Annotated in this window: 17 protein-coding genes; 3 read left to right on the plus strand and 14 right to left on the minus strand. The window is 31.1% G+C overall.

Annotation, left to right across the window (positions count from 1 at the left end; all coding sequences use genetic code 11):
- The 12 genes from pstA to EYR00_RS13095 form a co-directional block, all read right to left on the minus strand.
- Nucleotides 1-861, minus strand: coding sequence for a phosphate ABC transporter permease PstA (pstA, locus tag EYR00_RS13040; RefSeq protein ID WP_003537094.1), 861 nt, complete (start codon nucleotides 859-861; stop codon nucleotides 1-3).
- The gene (pstC, locus tag EYR00_RS13045) at nucleotides 854-1,786 is read right to left on the minus strand and encodes a phosphate ABC transporter permease subunit PstC (protein ID WP_003537092.1); all 933 of its coding nucleotides are present in this window, start codon (nucleotides 1,784-1,786) and stop codon (nucleotides 854-856) included. Before pstC ends, pstA begins: the two co-directional genes overlap by 8 nt.
- Nucleotides 1,787-1,795: 9 nt before the next feature.
- Nucleotides 1,796-2,638: a phosphate ABC transporter substrate-binding protein gene (locus EYR00_RS13050; protein ID WP_003537090.1), complete on the minus strand. Its 843-nt coding sequence runs from the start codon at nucleotides 2,636-2,638 to the stop codon at nucleotides 1,796-1,798.
- 131 nt (nucleotides 2,639-2,769) lie between these two features.
- Nucleotides 2,770-3,756, minus strand: a complete 987-nt coding sequence (locus tag EYR00_RS13055) for a helix-turn-helix transcriptional regulator (RefSeq protein WP_003537088.1) — start codon at nucleotides 3,754-3,756, stop codon at nucleotides 2,770-2,772.
- A 13-nt stretch (nucleotides 3,757-3,769) separates the two neighbouring features.
- Nucleotides 3,770-4,402, minus strand: a complete 633-nt coding sequence (locus EYR00_RS13060) for a hypothetical protein (protein WP_003537087.1) — start codon at nucleotides 4,400-4,402, stop codon at nucleotides 3,770-3,772.
- Between the two features lie 215 nt (nucleotides 4,403-4,617).
- Nucleotides 4,618-6,936 (minus strand): cation-translocating P-type ATPase, encoded by a 2,319-nt coding sequence (locus EYR00_RS13065; RefSeq protein ID WP_003537086.1) that lies wholly within the window; start codon nucleotides 6,934-6,936, stop codon nucleotides 4,618-4,620.
- A 109-nt stretch (nucleotides 6,937-7,045) separates the two neighbouring features.
- Nucleotides 7,046-7,615 carry a signal peptidase I gene (locus tag EYR00_RS13070; protein ID WP_003537085.1) on the minus strand — a complete coding sequence of 190 codons (570 nt, stop codon included), beginning with the start codon at nucleotides 7,613-7,615 and terminating at the stop codon, nucleotides 7,046-7,048.
- A gap of 53 nt (nucleotides 7,616-7,668) precedes the next feature.
- A complete protein-coding gene (locus EYR00_RS13075) occupies nucleotides 7,669-8,181 on the minus strand; it encodes a hypothetical protein (RefSeq protein WP_003537084.1) in 513 nt (170 codons plus the stop codon).
- 140 nt (nucleotides 8,182-8,321) lie between these two features.
- On the minus strand, nucleotides 8,322-9,242 hold the full coding sequence (locus EYR00_RS13080; protein ID WP_003537083.1) for a LysR family transcriptional regulator: 921 nt from the start codon (nucleotides 9,240-9,242) through the stop codon (nucleotides 8,322-8,324).
- Between the two features lie 70 nt (nucleotides 9,243-9,312).
- Nucleotides 9,313-10,482 (minus strand): aminotransferase class I/II-fold pyridoxal phosphate-dependent enzyme, encoded by a 1,170-nt coding sequence (locus tag EYR00_RS13085; protein ID WP_003537082.1) that lies wholly within the window; start codon nucleotides 10,480-10,482, stop codon nucleotides 9,313-9,315.
- Nucleotides 10,482-10,973: an Lrp/AsnC family transcriptional regulator gene (locus tag EYR00_RS13090; RefSeq protein ID WP_003537080.1), complete on the minus strand. Its 492-nt coding sequence runs from the start codon at nucleotides 10,971-10,973 to the stop codon at nucleotides 10,482-10,484. The genes EYR00_RS13085 and EYR00_RS13090 overlap by 1 nt, the downstream gene beginning before the upstream one ends.
- Before the next feature lie 409 nt (nucleotides 10,974-11,382).
- Nucleotides 11,383-11,844, minus strand: coding sequence for a TetR-like C-terminal domain-containing protein (locus EYR00_RS13095; protein ID WP_003537078.1), 462 nt, complete (start codon nucleotides 11,842-11,844; stop codon nucleotides 11,383-11,385).
- Between the two features lie 332 nt (nucleotides 11,845-12,176).
- Here EYR00_RS13095 and EYR00_RS13100 point away from each other — a divergent pair, with 332 nt between their 5' ends.
- From EYR00_RS13100 to EYR00_RS13110, 3 genes are all read left to right on the plus strand, one after another.
- Nucleotides 12,177-13,217: a lactonase family protein gene (locus EYR00_RS13100; RefSeq protein ID WP_003537076.1), complete on the plus strand. Its 1,041-nt coding sequence runs from the start codon at nucleotides 12,177-12,179 to the stop codon at nucleotides 13,215-13,217.
- A gap of 1 nt (nucleotide 13,218) precedes the next feature.
- A complete protein-coding gene (locus tag EYR00_RS13105; RefSeq protein WP_003537074.1) occupies nucleotides 13,219-13,893 on the plus strand; it encodes a TIGR00266 family protein in 675 nt (224 codons plus the stop codon).
- A 90-nt stretch (nucleotides 13,894-13,983) separates the two neighbouring features.
- A complete protein-coding gene (locus EYR00_RS13110) occupies nucleotides 13,984-14,754 on the plus strand; it encodes a Cof-type HAD-IIB family hydrolase (RefSeq protein WP_040434249.1) in 771 nt (256 codons plus the stop codon).
- Nucleotides 14,755-14,790: 36 nt separating this feature from the next.
- Here EYR00_RS13110 and EYR00_RS13115 read toward each other — a convergent pair whose 3' ends face one another.
- Both EYR00_RS13115 and EYR00_RS13120 read right to left on the minus strand, forming a co-directional pair.
- Nucleotides 14,791-16,374, minus strand: coding sequence for a hypothetical protein (locus EYR00_RS13115; protein WP_003537070.1), 1,584 nt, complete (start codon nucleotides 16,372-16,374; stop codon nucleotides 14,791-14,793).
- A gap of 82 nt (nucleotides 16,375-16,456) precedes the next feature.
- On the minus strand, nucleotides 16,457-17,287 hold the full coding sequence (locus EYR00_RS13120) for an AraC family transcriptional regulator (RefSeq protein ID WP_008793040.1): 831 nt from the start codon (nucleotides 17,285-17,287) through the stop codon (nucleotides 16,457-16,459).
- Nucleotides 17,288-17,512: the final 225 nt, after the last annotated feature.

The following is a 17,512-nucleotide window of genomic DNA, read 5'->3' on the forward strand; positions in this document are numbered from 1 at the left end:
CTAATCCACCCTATTTACATCAAATTTATTTGTAATCAGTTTTGCTAACATATTTAATCCTAAAACAATAACAATTAAAACTAAGGCAATCACAAAGGCCGATTCATAATTAGCTTTAGCCATCTCCAAATATAATTGAATCGTTAGTGTTGCACCTGAACTTGATAAATGTGTAAAGATATTTTTTGGCAAAACACTTACTGAACCAGCTGTAAACAATAACGCCGCTGATTCTGCAACAATTCTACCCATTCCTAGGATCACACCCGTTAAAATTCCTGGCATAGCACTTGGCAATAACACAGTTCTAATCATATACCATTTAGTAGCTCCAATACCCAATGCAGCTTCACGATAACTTTTTGGTACCCCTTCTAAAGCTACCTGAGTATTTCTTGTAATAATTGGTAAGATCATAATTGCAAGTGTGAAAGAACCCGTTAATATTGAGAATTTAAATCCTAATAAATTTCCAAAAAATAACATCCCAAATAAACCATATATAATCGAAGGAATTCCCGCTAATACTTCAGTTGTAAAAGAAATAATATTAACAAATTTCTTATTTTTTGCATACTCATTTAAATAGATTGCTCCCCCAATCCCAATTGGGCAGGCAATTAATAAAGTAATTACAATAATATATAATGTGTTAATAATATTTGGTAGTATCCCTACCGTACCTTTTAAAATACTAGTAGTATTAATTAAATATGAAAAATTAAAGTATGGTAATCCACGATATAAAATATATCCAATACATACAACCAAGATCAGCACTGACAAGGCACTAGAAAGCTGTATCAAAAAATTTAATATTTTATCGCTGCTGCGATGTCTTCTTTCAAAGATACTATTCATGCTGATCTCCTCTCTTAATAATAAATGTTAGGATCAAGTTAATAATTATGATGAAAACAAATAGTACTAATCCAATCGTAAATAAAACTTGACGGTGTGTCCCTGAGGCATATCCCATTTCAGAAACAATTCCCGTAGTTAAAAAACGAACTGAATTGAATGGTAAAGGCAGATTAACTGAGTTTCCTGCTACTAATAAAATTGCCATTGCTTCCCCAATTGCACGCCCTACTCCTAATACAATTGCTGAAACTATCCCTGATTTAGCACTAGGCAAAACAACTTTAAAAATTGTTTGCATTTGACTTGCCCCTAAAGCCAATGAACTTTTACGATAATCATCTGGAACTGCCTTTAAAGCTGTTTCAGTAATATTGATCAAAGTTGGTAAAATCATAATCGCAAGAACTAAAATTGCTGAAATCAGATTTGCCCCACCAGTAAACTGATGAGTCTTTGATCCTGCAAAAATTAATAATTCTAACCTATACATAAACGGACAAATAATTAAAATTCCTAGTAATCCATATACCACTGAAGGAATTCCGGCAAGTAATTCGATTGCAGATTTAACAATTTTACGCACTTTCGGATTTGCCAATTCAGCTAAATTGATAGCTGTAAACAATCCGATTGGTACCCCAATACAAATAGCTAAAAAAACACCAATAATTGAGGTAAGTATAATTAAAAGGATTCCAAATTGAGGATCAGCAGCGGTTGGCGCCCAAACAGTTCCAAAAAGAATATCTAGTATTCCCACTTTGAAAATAGCTGGTGTACCAGAAATAATCATATAACCTGTAATAGAGACAACAGCAATGATAGACATAACAGCACAGCCACGAAAAATTATCGCGGCTGTTTTCTCTACCAAAGATTTTGTTTTTCTATTACTTATAATAGATAACATATCTTTTTCCATAATTAACTCCTATTTTTTATCTGGAATTATTAAACCAACTTGTTCAATAACTTTTTGTCCAGCTTCACTATTGATAAAATCGAACACAGCTTGTACTTCTTTACTTTGTTCACTGATTTTTCCTTTAGTAGCCATTACGAATGGTCTTTGTAAAGTGTAGCTTCCATCTTTAATAGTTTTTTCAGAAGCTTTTACACCATCTAATTTTAATGATTTAACTGTGTCATCAACAACATCTAAAGAAACATAACCAATTGCTCCTGCTGTTTCACTAACTTTTGCCATTACTGCACCAGTTTCGTTTAATTCTTGAGCATATTTACAAGCATCTTCAATTCCTAAAATTTCTTCAAATGCTCCACGAGTTCCTGAACCAGCTTCACGTCCAACAACAACGATTGCTTGATCATCACCACCTAAATCTTTCCAGTTTGTAATTTCACCAGTATAGATTTTCTTTAAGTCATCAGTAGTTAAATCAGACACTTTGTTATCTTTATGAGTAACTACAGCAATACCATCAATAGCAACAATATTTTCTTCAATTCCTTTTGCTTTTTCTTCATCTTTTAAAGCTCTTGAAGAATCTCCGATATCAGCAGTTCCATTTGTAACAGCTTCAATCCCTGCACCTGAACCAGTAAATTGTGGTTCTAATGTTAAGTTTGGATATTCTTCAGTAATCGCTTCTTTTAAAGCATTTACGAATTTTTCCATAGATGTAGACCCGTTAAGGCTAACATTTCCGCTTACATCGTTTCCACTTGCAGAAGAATCATCACCAGATCCCCCACATCCAGTAAGCCCTAAGCATAATACTAATGTTAATAAAACTCCGAATACTTTTTTCATATTTAATAATCCCTTTCTTTATCTTTTCTTAAGACACCTATATAATAATCAAATTGCAATTTACGATATATCAATAAATTGTATTTATTATGTTAAGTTTACGTAAAGAAAAAAGAGAACCCTCAAGTTCTCTATTCATATATCCTTAACATAGCCCTTATTCGTGTCTTTACAATCTCTTTTAGACTTAAAGGAAAAACAACTTCAACCTTATCTTGAAGCATCATTATCCAGCCAATTAAACCATCTGATAAAGCCACATCTTTAATAAATGCTTCAATTCGACCATCAAAGCATTTATTTACATTAATATCTTGTCCAAACTGATTAACAACTTCTCTTAGTACACTAGATTCAAAAGCAATCTTTAAATCGATTCGTTCATTACTAACATACATATTAACATTATTTTCAAATTCTTTTTCCATATCGAAACGATCTTGAATATCTTCATAACTACTGCTATGATTTCTCACGATACGCATTCGATCAATTCGATAAACACTTAAACTATCTTTTCTTTTATCAAAATAACCAATCAAATAATAATTAGAATTTCTAAGAATCAATTTATATGGGGAAATAACATATGTTTCAGGATTAAGATTACCATTAGTATGGTATACCTCTTGAAGAGCATTATCTTTGATATCATAACTAATATATTTAAAAGCAATATTTTTGTGGTTATTAATTGCTTTGATTACCGTAGTTAAATTTAATAATAGATCATATGTTAATTCATTATCATTTTGATGTTCCGTATTTAAACGTTCCATTTGAATAACTGAACTAATCAAAGCTAATTTATTAACTAAATCATTCGCTGATTTTTTATCAAGATTGGGATTAAATAAAACACTGTCAATTAATAGCTGCAGCTGTCCATCTTCAAAAAAATCCTCATCAATAATATAACCCCTTCTTCTAATTGTTTTTATTAACTGCTTATTACTCAAACAATAATAAAAATCATTAAGTTTTTTTATTAAACTATATACCGTTTTAATATCTAGAAAAATCTCATAATTTTCCAAACGCTTTAAAATATCTTTAGCACTAATCGGCTCCCTAGCTTCCTTAATGATTTTAAAAACATAATACAGTTTTTCACCCATAATTTCCTTACTCCTACATTATCGCTAAATTTAATGGTATATACATCATTCTAGCATATTTGTTGTATAATCGGGGACTAAAGTTATACAACGCCGGTAAATAACGTCCCAGTCTTTCATCAATTGTAATGTATTCAAGATGATTATATACTTTTTTATATTGCTTTTCTAATAATAAGATATGACTTGCAAGATAGTGATAACGTTCATTACTAAAGTTTAAACGTGTAGCCAAAGCCATGATAAAATCATTAAGATTATTATTAGTAAACTTAATTAGATGTCTTAATAAACAATACGTTTCAATTGAAAATCCACCATTTTCAATAATATAATTTAATAACTTATATTTATATGTCAACATCGGACTATAATGTTTATCCAATAAAAGATTCATCATGATCAAATGATTTTCCATCTCATTTAAACCCTGAGCCTGATCAATTAGTTTTTTTATCTTACTAAATACTGCTAATTCTAAATCCTTACGTCTCATTAATTTTTTGCGAATAATTTTAACATCCATACTTATATTAATAAGATCATGGATATCCTGCATCCAATATCCTTCACTTATATCCAATAAATACTGTTTAACTTCAATAATATCCTTATCTATAACTTTTTGATAACTTTGCTTTTTCATGATATCACTCCTTTAACTACTTCTATTATAGTAATTTAAAAAATTTTTATACCAAAAATAAGCTAATTAAAAACCGTTATTTTGGTTTTTAATTATTTTGTTAAAATTTGTCGTAAGAAAAACTAAGGAAATCCATTTCAGATAAAATGTTCTTCCTTAGCTATCAATAAAATATATTTATTTAAATTAGCAAAAAGTCTTCAATCCCTTAACAATTATGCGAGTCTTTTCTTAATAACAAAATGAATAATTCTTTCAATAAATAGTCCAAAAATAGATAAAATTAAACCAATAAAAACTAAATTTAATGTTATCGGTGCTAAATGTAATAAACCACTAAATAATAATACTGCACCATAAAAACCTCCAGCCATCATCGTACAGATAATAATTCTTAACATTGTAAAAGGATAACAAGAGCGTATTACCGCTGCCATAGAAATAGTTCCTAAAACTAAATACATTAATGTTACTAGTTCTAAATCATTTATTTTCCACATTGGTCCAAAAATCATGATAGCAATGAATAAAATCACAATACTTAGTGCATTACCAGCTGCTTTACTAAATACTTTAGGCAAAAAACGTCCAGTAATTTTACGAGTATCAGCTTCAAAAATCGTCATAAACGATGGCATTGCTTCAATCAATAAATCAATTAATGTAATTTGTAACGGAATAAATGGGAAGGCAGTATTACTGATTACACAAAACAACGATAATAAAATCGTATAAATTGTTTTGATAAAGAATACACCCGCTACACGCGTAACATTATTAACAACTTTACGTCCTTCGAGAAGAACATCTGGTAAACATGTAAAATCTGAATTTAATAAAACTACTTGTGAGATTTGTTTTGAAGCATCACTTCCATCAGCAATTGCAATTGAACAATCAGCTTCTTTTAACGCTAACAGGTCATTAACTCCATCACCTGTCATAGCTACATGATGACCATCATTTTTTAAAGCTTCGACAATCATTTTCTTTTGACTAGGAGTTACCCGACCAAAAATAGTGTAATTACGAACTACCTCTTGAATTTCATCATCATTTATCGTTGACATATCAATGCAACGTTCATAATTTAATACCCCTGCTTTTTTAGCAATTGCCATAACTGTATTTACATTATCACCAGAAATAATTTTCGCATCTATTCCTTCTTGATGAAAATATTCTAATGTTTCTTTAGTATTATTTCTAATTGTATCTGATAAAATAATCGCCATTAGTGGTTGTAATCGTGGCAACTCTTCTTTATCATCAACAGTCTTTTCAGTATAACCAATGGCAATCGCACGCATTCCTTGCAACATTAATTCATGAATATCTTCAGGCAGTTCACCAGAAATAATTTTTTCTGCTGCTCCTACGACGATGGTTCCTATACCTTTAAATTCAATCGCACTCCACTTACGTAATGAAGAAAATGGGATCTTTTTAACATATTCATAAAGATTATTTTCTCCAAAATAGCTATTCATCGCTTGAAAAGTTGCATTATTATCATCACTGGCACGCATATATGAGCCCATTACTTCATCGAGTTTAAAATTCTGAGTTGTTTCTAACGTATATGTTTTTTCGACCTTCATTTTTCCATCAGTGATTGTTCCTGTTTTATCTAAACACAAAACATCAACATGCGATAATGTCTCTAATGAATATAAATCTTGAATCAACACTTTACGTCTTGCTAAACGAGTCACTCCATTTGCTAACGACACACTAGTTAACAAGACTAACCCTTTAGGCAACATTCCTAATAATCCTGCTGCCGAAGAGACAACTGCATTAAATAACGTATCTTGTCGTAAATACATTGCTTCAACAAACAAAATAATTCCCAATGGGATTATCATAAAAGTAGTAACTTTTGTAACTTTATTCATTGAATCCATTAATTCAGAATTCTTCTCTTTAACTTTTTGTGCCTCTTTAACAATAGTTGTTGCATAATTACTATCACCAACATTTTTAACCCTTGCATAACATTTTCCAGAAACTACACTACTACCTGACAGCAGGTGCCCACCTATATTTTTATGAATCGGATCTGATTCCCCAGTTAATAGTGACTCATTGGCCTCAATCATTCCATGAATCACAGTTGCATCATTACATACTTGATTTCCACTTTCAAGAACTAAAACATCATCTAGAACAACTTCATTAATATCGACAATTACATGTCTGCTGTTACGAACAACCATAATTGTTGGCTTAGTTAAAATTGATAATTGATCTACTAGTTTTTTTGCCTTTACTTCTTGCCAAATTCCAATAACTGAGTTGGTAACAATAATTGCCATAAAAACTAAATTTGACCAAGCCTGAACAAATACTAAAGCTACAAATATTAAAAAATTCAAAAGATTAAATAATGTGCAAACATTATCTTTTATAATCTGCCCATAACTTTTACTGACAGGCTTACTAACTCCGTTAACTTGCCCCTTAGCAATTCTTTCCTGGACTTCACTATCATTTAAACCCACTTTATAATACATAGGTAATTCCTTTTCCATCTATTCCACCTCCGGATTTCTCATCATTATATTACACTTTGTTGAGCAAGCATATACACTTTACTAATTCTTAACATTCCCTTAACTAAAATAAAACAAAAAAGGATAACTAAGCGTTATCCAATTTTCGCGGTATTTTAACCTCATCATCAAGCTCTCCCTTTTCTTCCCAGTGAGCTTTTATTGTTTTATTGATTAGCCAAATCAGTAAAAATTCACAATATAGAATCCAACTGAATTTGCTTTGAATAAACATAATAAACTTTCCTAATAATGGTATATGCCAAACATATTTACCAATGATATCACTACGTTTTGTATAATATAGATCTAATTCATCTCGACCCTCGGCATTTGTTCGATAATATAATTGTCCATTTTCTTCTTGTGTTTTATTAAAATGATGTGTCAACACTATTTCTTGCTCTCCCCGCTGAACTTTAAATGTAATTATTTCTCCAGGGGCAATAGATTCATTTTCATCAATTGTTTTAGTAAGTACCATTGAATACGTTGGAATTCTAGGTTCCATGCTATCCGTCATGACTGCATAAAAGCGATATCCAATAAAATCAGTTATCTCTTGAGCATAAAATTGCATCCCAACAATATACATCAATATCATTCCCAATATCAGCCAATATGCCAGCTTGCTAAATTTTCTCACCTTTTCTTTCATGACTTTCACATCCTATATTATATACTTGGACAAAAATGCCATTATTGATAGCATTAAACAGTAGTCTTTTGTAATGTTGCTTTTAGTTCAACAGTTACTTTTTTATTTGCTAACGCATCAGTTCCAGCTTTATCATCTGTTGCAGTAACTACTACTTTGTAAGTATTAGTTCCAGTAAGACTTTTATCAACATTACCGGCGACTTTTTCTGCCGATTCCTCTGTTCCATCATAAATTTCTAAAGTATAGCCAGTTGAAATTGCTGTATCATTAGCTTTAACTACTGGTTCTAATTTTAGTTCCTTACCACTTAAATCAGCTGCATCTATACCTGTTATATTAAATGTTACTTCCCCACTTGAACTAGGTACGTAAGAACTAGTTAAATCACTAGCAACTGGCTCGGTAAGAACAATATCAGCTGCCTTTTCCACATTAATTTGTTTAAATGTCACTTCATTGCTTGTAGTAGTATCAGATAAATTATCCCATGCCGCAAAGGTCATTGCAGAAGTTAAAGCTACGGCACCAACTGATGCCATTGTTAATAATGTACTCTTTTTCATAATAATTTTCTCCTTTAGTATTTTTTATATTATATGTGTCGGAATTTGTCATTCCTGTTTCTATACCTATATTCTAATACTAAATTCAAAAAGCAGTTAATACTTATCTTGGTAGGTCTAGTTATACTTTTTGTGTATATCTACATATCCGCATAATTATCGTTAATAATTTCTAAAAATATTTTAGCAGCATCTGATAAAATTTCTCTTTTACGCTTAATAATAATGAATGATTTATTTATATTACAATTTTGAAACTGCATACTTTTTATTCTTGAATGTTTCAGTTCTTCTATTTGCCATTTATGCCCCAACATAAAAGCATCAGTATGATTAAGCATATTGATAATAGCATGATAATTACTCATCGTAATAGTTTTATGAAAACTGCTGATTTGAATACTGCCGTCAATCGTTAGTGATAAATTTAAATTAGAAAAGAAATCATGAGGCAAATGGATATATGTACTGCTAACCAATTCTTTAGCATCTATAATTTCGCCCTTAGCTAACGGATTTTGTTCGTTTATATGAACATATAATGGTCCTGTTCCAAGTACAATCATTTCTACATCTTTCAATTCTGTCATTTTTCTAAAGATTGCCAACTGATAATTATTTAGAATTACTATTCCTATTTCAGATGTCATATCACTAACGTTATTTAGAACTTCTTCTGCCGTAGTCTCAATCATTTTTATTTCGGTATCTGCAGACTTAATGTGATTATAGAATTGTAAAATCAGGTCATCCCTTAAAAAAATAGAATCGACTGATACTGCTAATTTACTATAAATCGATTCCTCACTTAAATTCTTTAATTTCTCTAAAACTTGAAACTGTTCTAAAATTGAGCTCCCGTAATAATATAGCAATCTCCCTGTTGGCGTAAGTGTAACTCCCCGATTACTGCGAATAACTAATTCTTTCCCCATTTCCTCTTCTAATGAATGAATTGAACGACTTAAACTTGGCTGTGAAACATAAAGTTGTTCAGCAGCTTTATTGATACTGCCACAATCAACAACTTTAATAAAATTCCGTAACTGCTCATTTTTCATGCTATCCCTCCAATAACTTATATATCACTATTGTATCACATGAAAATACAAAAAAATAACGCTATTAACGTTATTTTTTCAATTTATCTAGGAATTTTTTTATTCTTGATGTAGCTTCCTTGATTTGTTCGATTGAGTAAGCATACGATACCCTAATAAATCCTTCACCAGCTTCCCCAAAGGCAGTACCAGGGACACAAGCAACTAATTGATCCTTTAATAATTCTTCACAAAATTGATCAGAAGTCATTCCTGTTGATTTAATACACGGGAATACATAAAATGCTCCTTGAGGAGTAAATGTATGTAATCCTAAATCATTAAATGCTTTAACAATGTAATTACGACGAAGCATGTATGCTTTTCGCATTTCTTCAATTTCATTATCACAATGACGCATTGCTTCAATTGCTCCATATTGAGCACCTGTCGGTGCTGACATGATTACATATTGATGAATTTTATTCATTGCTTTAGTCAAAACTTCATTAGCTAATACATATCCTAAACGCCAGCCTGTCATTGCATAAGCTTTAGAATATCCGCTGACTAAAATTACCTGATCCTTGATTTCATCAAATGCAGCAATTGAACAAAATTTTTGTTCATATGATAATTCGGCATATATTTCATCAGTTATTACAATAATCTCATGCTTTTTTATAATTGAAACAATCTTTTCATAATCCTCACGAGTCATAAATCCACCTGTTGGATTACTTGGATAGTTTAATAAGATTGCTTTTGTTTTAGGTGTAATAGCAGCTTCTAATAATTCAGGTGTTAATTTAAACTCATTGTCTTCTTTAAGCTCAATATTTACTACCTTTCCACCTGCTAAAGCAACTCCTGGAGTATATGCGACATAACTCGGCTGTAATAAAATCACTTCATCTCCAGGATTGATAATTGCACGAAAAGCAAGATCAATCGCCTCTGAGCCCCCAACTGTAACGATACATTCCTTATCATAACAATAATCCAAACCAAATCTTCTTTTTTGATAACGACAAATTTCTTTTCTCAGTTCTACTAAACCTTGATTAGCTGTATAAAAGGTTTTACCTTGTTCAATTGAATAAATTGCAGCCTCTCTAATTTTCCATGGAGTATCAAAATCGGGTTCCCCAACCCCTAAAGATATAACTCCCTCCATTTGATTAGCTAAATCAAAGAATTTTCGAATACCACTAGGTGGTATTTCTCTTACTGTATCATTTAATACCTTATTGAAATCCATTATGGAGTTACCAATAATCTTTCTGCAGCTTCTTTGTCATCATCATCAAAACTTAATCCATTATTTTTATATTGCTTTAATACAAACATTGTTGCAGTACCAGTTACCCCTTCTAATGGTGCCAATTTAGAGGCAACGAAACGGGCGGCTTCTTGCATTGTGTGTCCTTTAACAATCGCAACGAATTCAAAGCTTCCGCTTAGCAAATACATTGTATCTACTTCTGGGAATGCATAGATCTTTTTAGCAATACGATCATAACCATACTCACGTTCAGGAGTTGCATTAATTTGAATTAATGCCATTACATTATCAACGTTTGTACGATCCCAATTAATAATCGTATGATATCCGCAGATAACTTTATCCTTTTCTAATTGGCTGATGGTATCAACAACATTATCTTCTGTTTCGTTTAATGCCATCGCAAGATCCGTAACGTCCATACGTGCATTATTATGAAGTAATGTTAATAATAAGTTCTCATCCATATTTCTTTCCTCCAATTTATTTTACTCATTATATAACATTTTATGTTTGAGGTAAAGGTGAAGAACTATTACAATCATTATTTTTTTCTTTAAAAACCATTATTCAAAGTGACTTCCAACATTTAGCTTTTCTTCCTCTTTTTCACCACTATCACCCCAATTACATTAATTGCCATAATCTATATAGGTACCATCTTAATCCCATCACTTGTAGATCCCAATAATTTTGGATATCTTGTTTGCCATTATTGTTAGGTATTTCTTAATCAGGTACTTCAATAATTTCTTCTAAACCAGTCACGGCCATAGCTAAGTTTTCAGTGATCTTAACAATAAGATTCTATCGCTAAATTCAGGTAAGACTAAGCGTAACTAAAAAAGTAACAATCATTAATATTTGTCACCTTCTTTAAAAATAATTATTAACCATAGCTTTAACTGCCCATTTATGAGAACTTAACACCATCTCTCGTGGTGTAAGTTCTAAATCATTAATCAACCATTTCTTTATTAACATAACTTGTGAAGCAGCAAAAAAGTAAGCTGCATACTCCTTTTCGACTAAACTTATTTCTACATCTTTTAATATCTCTAAGTTAATTTCCTCAAAACAATATAAAAGACAATGTTCTAAAGAATTATTCCCCTCAATATTTATAGCCTTTACATAAAACTCTTTTTCGTCATAAAAATGTTGATACATCTTTTCTAATATAATCGGTTGATTTAATTCCACCTTTCCTAACAATTCTAGCATTCCTTTTAAATCACTAATCACATTATCAACAACAATGCGTTCAATCACTTCATATTTATCATGATATAATGCATAAAAAGTTTTTCTCGAAACATTTGCCATTTGACAGATCATTTTAACAGTAATATTCTCAAATTTTTTGTTTTAACAAGTTCCTTAGCAGCAGTTTCTATCTTCTGATATGATTTCACTTATACCATCTCACTTTCACTTTTAATTATAAACAAATACATTAATTATTTACTATAATAGTCCAAACAATATATATTGTCTACACAAATAAATTACTAAATATCTTTTATTTTTATAATCAACCATTTATAATCAAATTCAAAGGTTAGTAGTTAATAAAACATTTATTAAGAATAAAAATTTATTGCAAAAATGGTATAATAAAACCCTTTCATTAATAATTTATGATAAAATAAAAACAAGGAGGTTTTAACATGAAAACATTCTATGTATCTAGTTATGGTAAAAGTGACAATAAAGGAATTTACATTATTGATCTTAATGAAGAAAATCAAAAATTATCTCTGGTACAACATATAGTAACCCATGATTATCCATCTTACATGATCACTAAAAATAATATTTTATACGTAGCTTACAAAAATGCTAGTCGACTTAATAATGGAGGTGGAATTGGAAGTTTTTCAATTCACAAAGAAGAACTTATTCCCAACAATAATTATAATTCTAATGGACGTTCTTATACCCATTTATGTGTTAGCGATAATTCACGATATCTTTTTGCAGCTAACTATCATGTTGGTTCCACAGCATCATATTTATTAGAAAATAATTTTATTAAAGAAAAAATCTGTGCTATCCACCATACTGGACTTGGTCCCGATCTACTAAAACGACAAACTGGACCACACTGCCATTATGTTGGAATAACCCCTGATAAGGAATTTGTTTATGCTGTTGATTTAGGAGCTGATAAAGTAATCATGTATACTTATCAGGATGGAAAATTAGAAGAAGATGTTGAACATACTTTAAATGTGGTACCAGGCTCTGGACCACGTCACATGATTTTCTCTAAAGATGGTCGTTTTGCTTATCTAGTAAATGAGATTTCTAATAATTTAATGGTTTATAAATATAATGATAAATATTTAAATCTAATTCAAGTTATTCATACAACGCCTCGTCATTTTCACGGTTTTTCTAGCGCTAGCGCTATTCGTCTAAGTGCGACAGGAAATCATTTATTCATTTCAAACCGTGGTCATGATAGCATCGTTCTATATCGAGTCAACCAAGAAACTGGTAAAGTTTCATTACTATATATGGTTCATACTGGTAAAAATCCTCGTGATTTTAATATTATTGATGATAAATATTTAATTGTTGGTGCGCAAGACGATGATGAATTAGAGTTATTAACATTTGATGAAAAAAGCGAACAACTAGTTAGAACAGCTTCAACTTTAGCTATTCCTGCACCAGTTTGTATCGCAATAAATAAGGAGAAATAAAATGAAATACGAGATTAAAGGGGACAATCTCCCTGTAGTGATTTGTCACTTAGAAAAAGGAGAATCAATGATTACTGATAGCGGTGCCATGAGTTGGATGGATCCCGTTATGGAAATGGAAACAACAAGTGGTGGTTTTGGTAAAGCATTTGGTCGAATGTTTAGTGGAGAAACAATGTTCCAAAATCGTTATCATGCTAAAGAAGACGGCATGATTGCTTTTGCATCTTCTTTTCCAGGGTCAATCGAAGCTGTTGAAATTAATCCAAATCATGAAATTATTGTACAAAAGTCATCATTCCTAGCAGGAACTTCAGGAATTGACATGTCAGTTTTTTTCAATAAAAAAATGGCAACAGGAATTTTTGGTGGTGAAGGATTCATTATGAATAAGATCAGCGGTACAGGTACTGTCTTTTTAGAAATTGACGGTTCAGCTATTTCTTACGATTTATTACCTGGTCAACAAATGGTTATTGATACAGGATATCTAGCTATGATGGATGCTACATGCAAGATGGAAATTCAAAGCGTTAAAGGAGTTAAAAATAAACTGTTAGGTGGTGAAGGTTTTTTTAATACGGTTGTCACAGGACCAGGAAAAGTAGTTCTTCAATCAATGCCAATCAGTGCCGTAGCAGCGGGATTAATTCCATTTTTACCAAGCGGAAAATAATTTAATTAAGGAATATGTTTAGTCATATTCCTTTTTTGTTTACATTCATAGGTATGCTTGCTAAAATATACGCATGAAAAGGGGGAGCTTATGAAACCAATGATTTTCTTTGATGTTGATGGAACATTAATGGATAACCATGACTACCAGGTTACTCCATCAACTAAAAAAGCATTACAAAAATTACAAGAGAATGGTTATAAAATTGGAATTGCAACTGGTCGTGCTGTTAATTCATTAAAACGTACCGGGGTTGTTGATATTGCTAATTGGGACGGCTTTGTTTGTAATAATGGTCAAACTGTGCTTAATAAAAATTTTCAAATCGTCGAAGAATTGGTTATTTCCCCGGAAATAGTCCATCGTTGTATAAAAATTGCTAAAGATAATAATATTCCACTCGCTTTAAAAATGGAGCATCGAATCATTACCCAAGAGCCCGATGAAAATGTTTACACTGCACGCAAATTTTTTAACTCTATCATCCCTCCGGTAGGTATTTATCAAAACCAAAAAGTTGAAGCGATGATTGCCTATGGACCAAATGGATATGATTATGCGCCATTTAAACAATTAGAAGGTTTACATATCTTACCCGGAGTCTCTACATATTGTGATATAACTCATGCTGATGCAACTAAAGCAACTGGTATTCAAGTTATCTTAAAACAATATAATCTTGATAAATATATTTGTTTTGGCGATTCTTTAAATGATGTTGAGATGTTTAATCATGCTGCTATCTCTATTTGCATGGGACAAGGTGACGCATATCTTAAAAACATTGCAACTTTTGTCACTGACAGTATTGATGATGATGGTATTTATAACGCTTGTATTAACTTAGGTTTATTTAAATAGTTATAAAAAGTTCTACAAAAATGTAGAACTTTTTTCTTAATCAAATTTTCGTTTAGATACAGCTACCATCATCAATGAAATAATCATTAAGCTTCCAGCACCTAAAACATTTAAATCATCGCCTGTTTTAACAGCTGTTTGTTTATCATCAGGATTTGTTGTTGAATTATCCTCAACAATCATTGGTAGAGCTACTGATGCTAGTTTATATCTAATCTTAGTCGCAAGATTACGAGCCAAAGAAGTATAATTTAATACTCCATTCTGTGTTGCTAAATCTAATATGATATTACCCTTTTCATTTACTGATACTCTAGCCACCTCAATATCTACAGGCTCATCTTCGCTTCCAAAAATTCCATAAGACTGAACATCACCTTTAACCAAACCACTAGCATCACTATTGTATCCGGTTATTTTAAACATCTCAGTTGTTAATTTAGAAGCATCAACTTTCTTACCGTTCATATCAATTTCAAGAGCCGTTATTTTTTCACCACTATTAGTTACTGTAGCAATTAAGTTATAAGCATAAATATTGTCACCTACTGCTTCTCCAGCTACAGGATTAGTAACTGTTTTTAATTGATAATCATTAGTTGAAGTTGATAAAGATTTAAACCATGTAATCGTATCTAAACTCGCATTAGTTGAAGCATAAACATCACCATTCAACATTTTGATCCACGACCAGTGAGCGCTGCTATATGTTTCATCAGGATAACTGACATCCTCAAATAAACCACAGTAGATATCTCCATCAAGCCCCCTGTCATCACGATAGGATTTAATCATATTATAAGCATATTGAGTCCATCCATAATAGATTGTTGTATCATAATAACAATGTACCATGAAAATCGGAACATTGCTTACGGCAATATTTTCTAGCCATTCGTCATAATTAGCTAAATATTGATTGAAATCAACTGGTTTCTTAAAGGTATCACCACTTGTATAAGCATCACCAGCATCTAAATATTCAGTAGAATCAGTGTAATTTCCACCTAGACCTTCAACATATTGGTCATTTTTGGCAATAGCAGCACATGACATTAATGCGCCTGCAAAGAAATCACCATATTTTGCTAACATCCGTTGTGTCATTAAACCGCCTGCTGATAATCCAGAAACAAATACTTCTTTAATTCCAAATTCTGCTATAGCTTGATCAATAATAGTTTTTGCTTGTTGCGTATAATCATTATACCAATAATCTGGTGCTTGAAAAGCTAATACATAAGCTCCCTTAAAAGCACTTTGTAGTTCATCAGTTGTATAAGTTACAGCTAAACGATTAGCAGCTATCTGTGAGTAGTTATTACTAACCCCATCAACACCACCTTCTCCATTACCATGAAAAACAACGATTAGAGTATCTCCAGATAATGGTTTATAAACTTTTGAAGCAATGCTTGTATAATTCCCAGCACTTCCTGAAACCTTACTATAAGTTTCAAATTGATCTGTTTCATAATTTACATAACCATATGTATTACTTGTGTTCGTATTTTGAACAAACGAGCTATTTACCTCTAATGCACTTAGATTAGAAGTAACCATTGTTGCAACTATCATTATTGCAATTAGCGATGATAAAAACTTTTTAATCTTTTTCATAACATCCTCCTCTTTGACACTTATCTTAGCATGGCGGATTTTATTATTATTGTTGTTTATTTGTTTTAATCTTCATTAATCTTTACTTCTTATTCTTTTCACGATACTGCTTTGGTGTCATTTGATAAACTTCTTTAAATACACGATTAAATATTTGAATATTTGCAAATCCGTTATTTAAAGCAATACTTACAATCGTATCATCAGAATGTTTTAGTTCATATAAACAATGCTGCATTCTGACATTACGTAAATACTCAAAAATAGTAATACCTGTCTTTTTCTTAAAAATATTTGATAAATAAGTCTTGTTATAGCATGTCATTCTTGCTAAATCATCTAAACTAATTTTTTGAGCATAATGATAATCAATATATTCAGTAATCGAAATAACTAATTCATAACTTTCATCATCATGCTTTTCTTTAATATAATGCCCCTCTAACATTAACTGTTCAGCCAAAACACTAATAATTTCTAAAACAATAATATTAGCTTTAACTTTATTATTATTTTCATAGGCTTCTACTAATTTGAATAAATAATCCACAATTTTCTTTTTAGCTAATGGTTCTTTTTCCAAGCTAAAGCCACGTTCAATACATTGTGGACAAACATGGTCAATATAATTACGGTCAATCAATAAGACAATCCCCTCTAATCCCTTCTTTACATCAACATCATGAATTACTCCCGAATTCACTAATAACAAAGTTCCTGCTGGTGCAATAACTTCTTTATTCTCCATCTGTTGAACCTTTAAGCCCTTTACTACATAAGTGATTTCAATACTATTATGCCAATGATTTTCCATATAATAATCTTTATCATAATGTGTATGGGCAAGTGTAAAGAAAGTACTGCGCTGATAATCAATTTTTTCGTGTTTGCGCACCACTATACGATGTGACATGTTAACCTTCCTTTCGTAATTATACATCATTATTATCGTATCACATATTTTATTAATTAGGATTAATCTTTTTGATAAAAAGAGCAAGTATTTAATTTTAAATATTGTTTTATTTATATAAAATATTTTAATTCTCATATTCCTATACAGAAAGACTAGTCTTTTTACTTAAAATAGTATATAATATCCATGTTTTCAATGAGGTGACATTTAAGTGAAAATAAT

This window comes from Thomasclavelia ramosa DSM 1402 (assembly GCF_014131695.1).
Classification (GTDB): Bacteria; Bacillota_I; Bacilli_A; order Erysipelotrichales; family Coprobacillaceae; genus Thomasclavelia; species Thomasclavelia ramosa.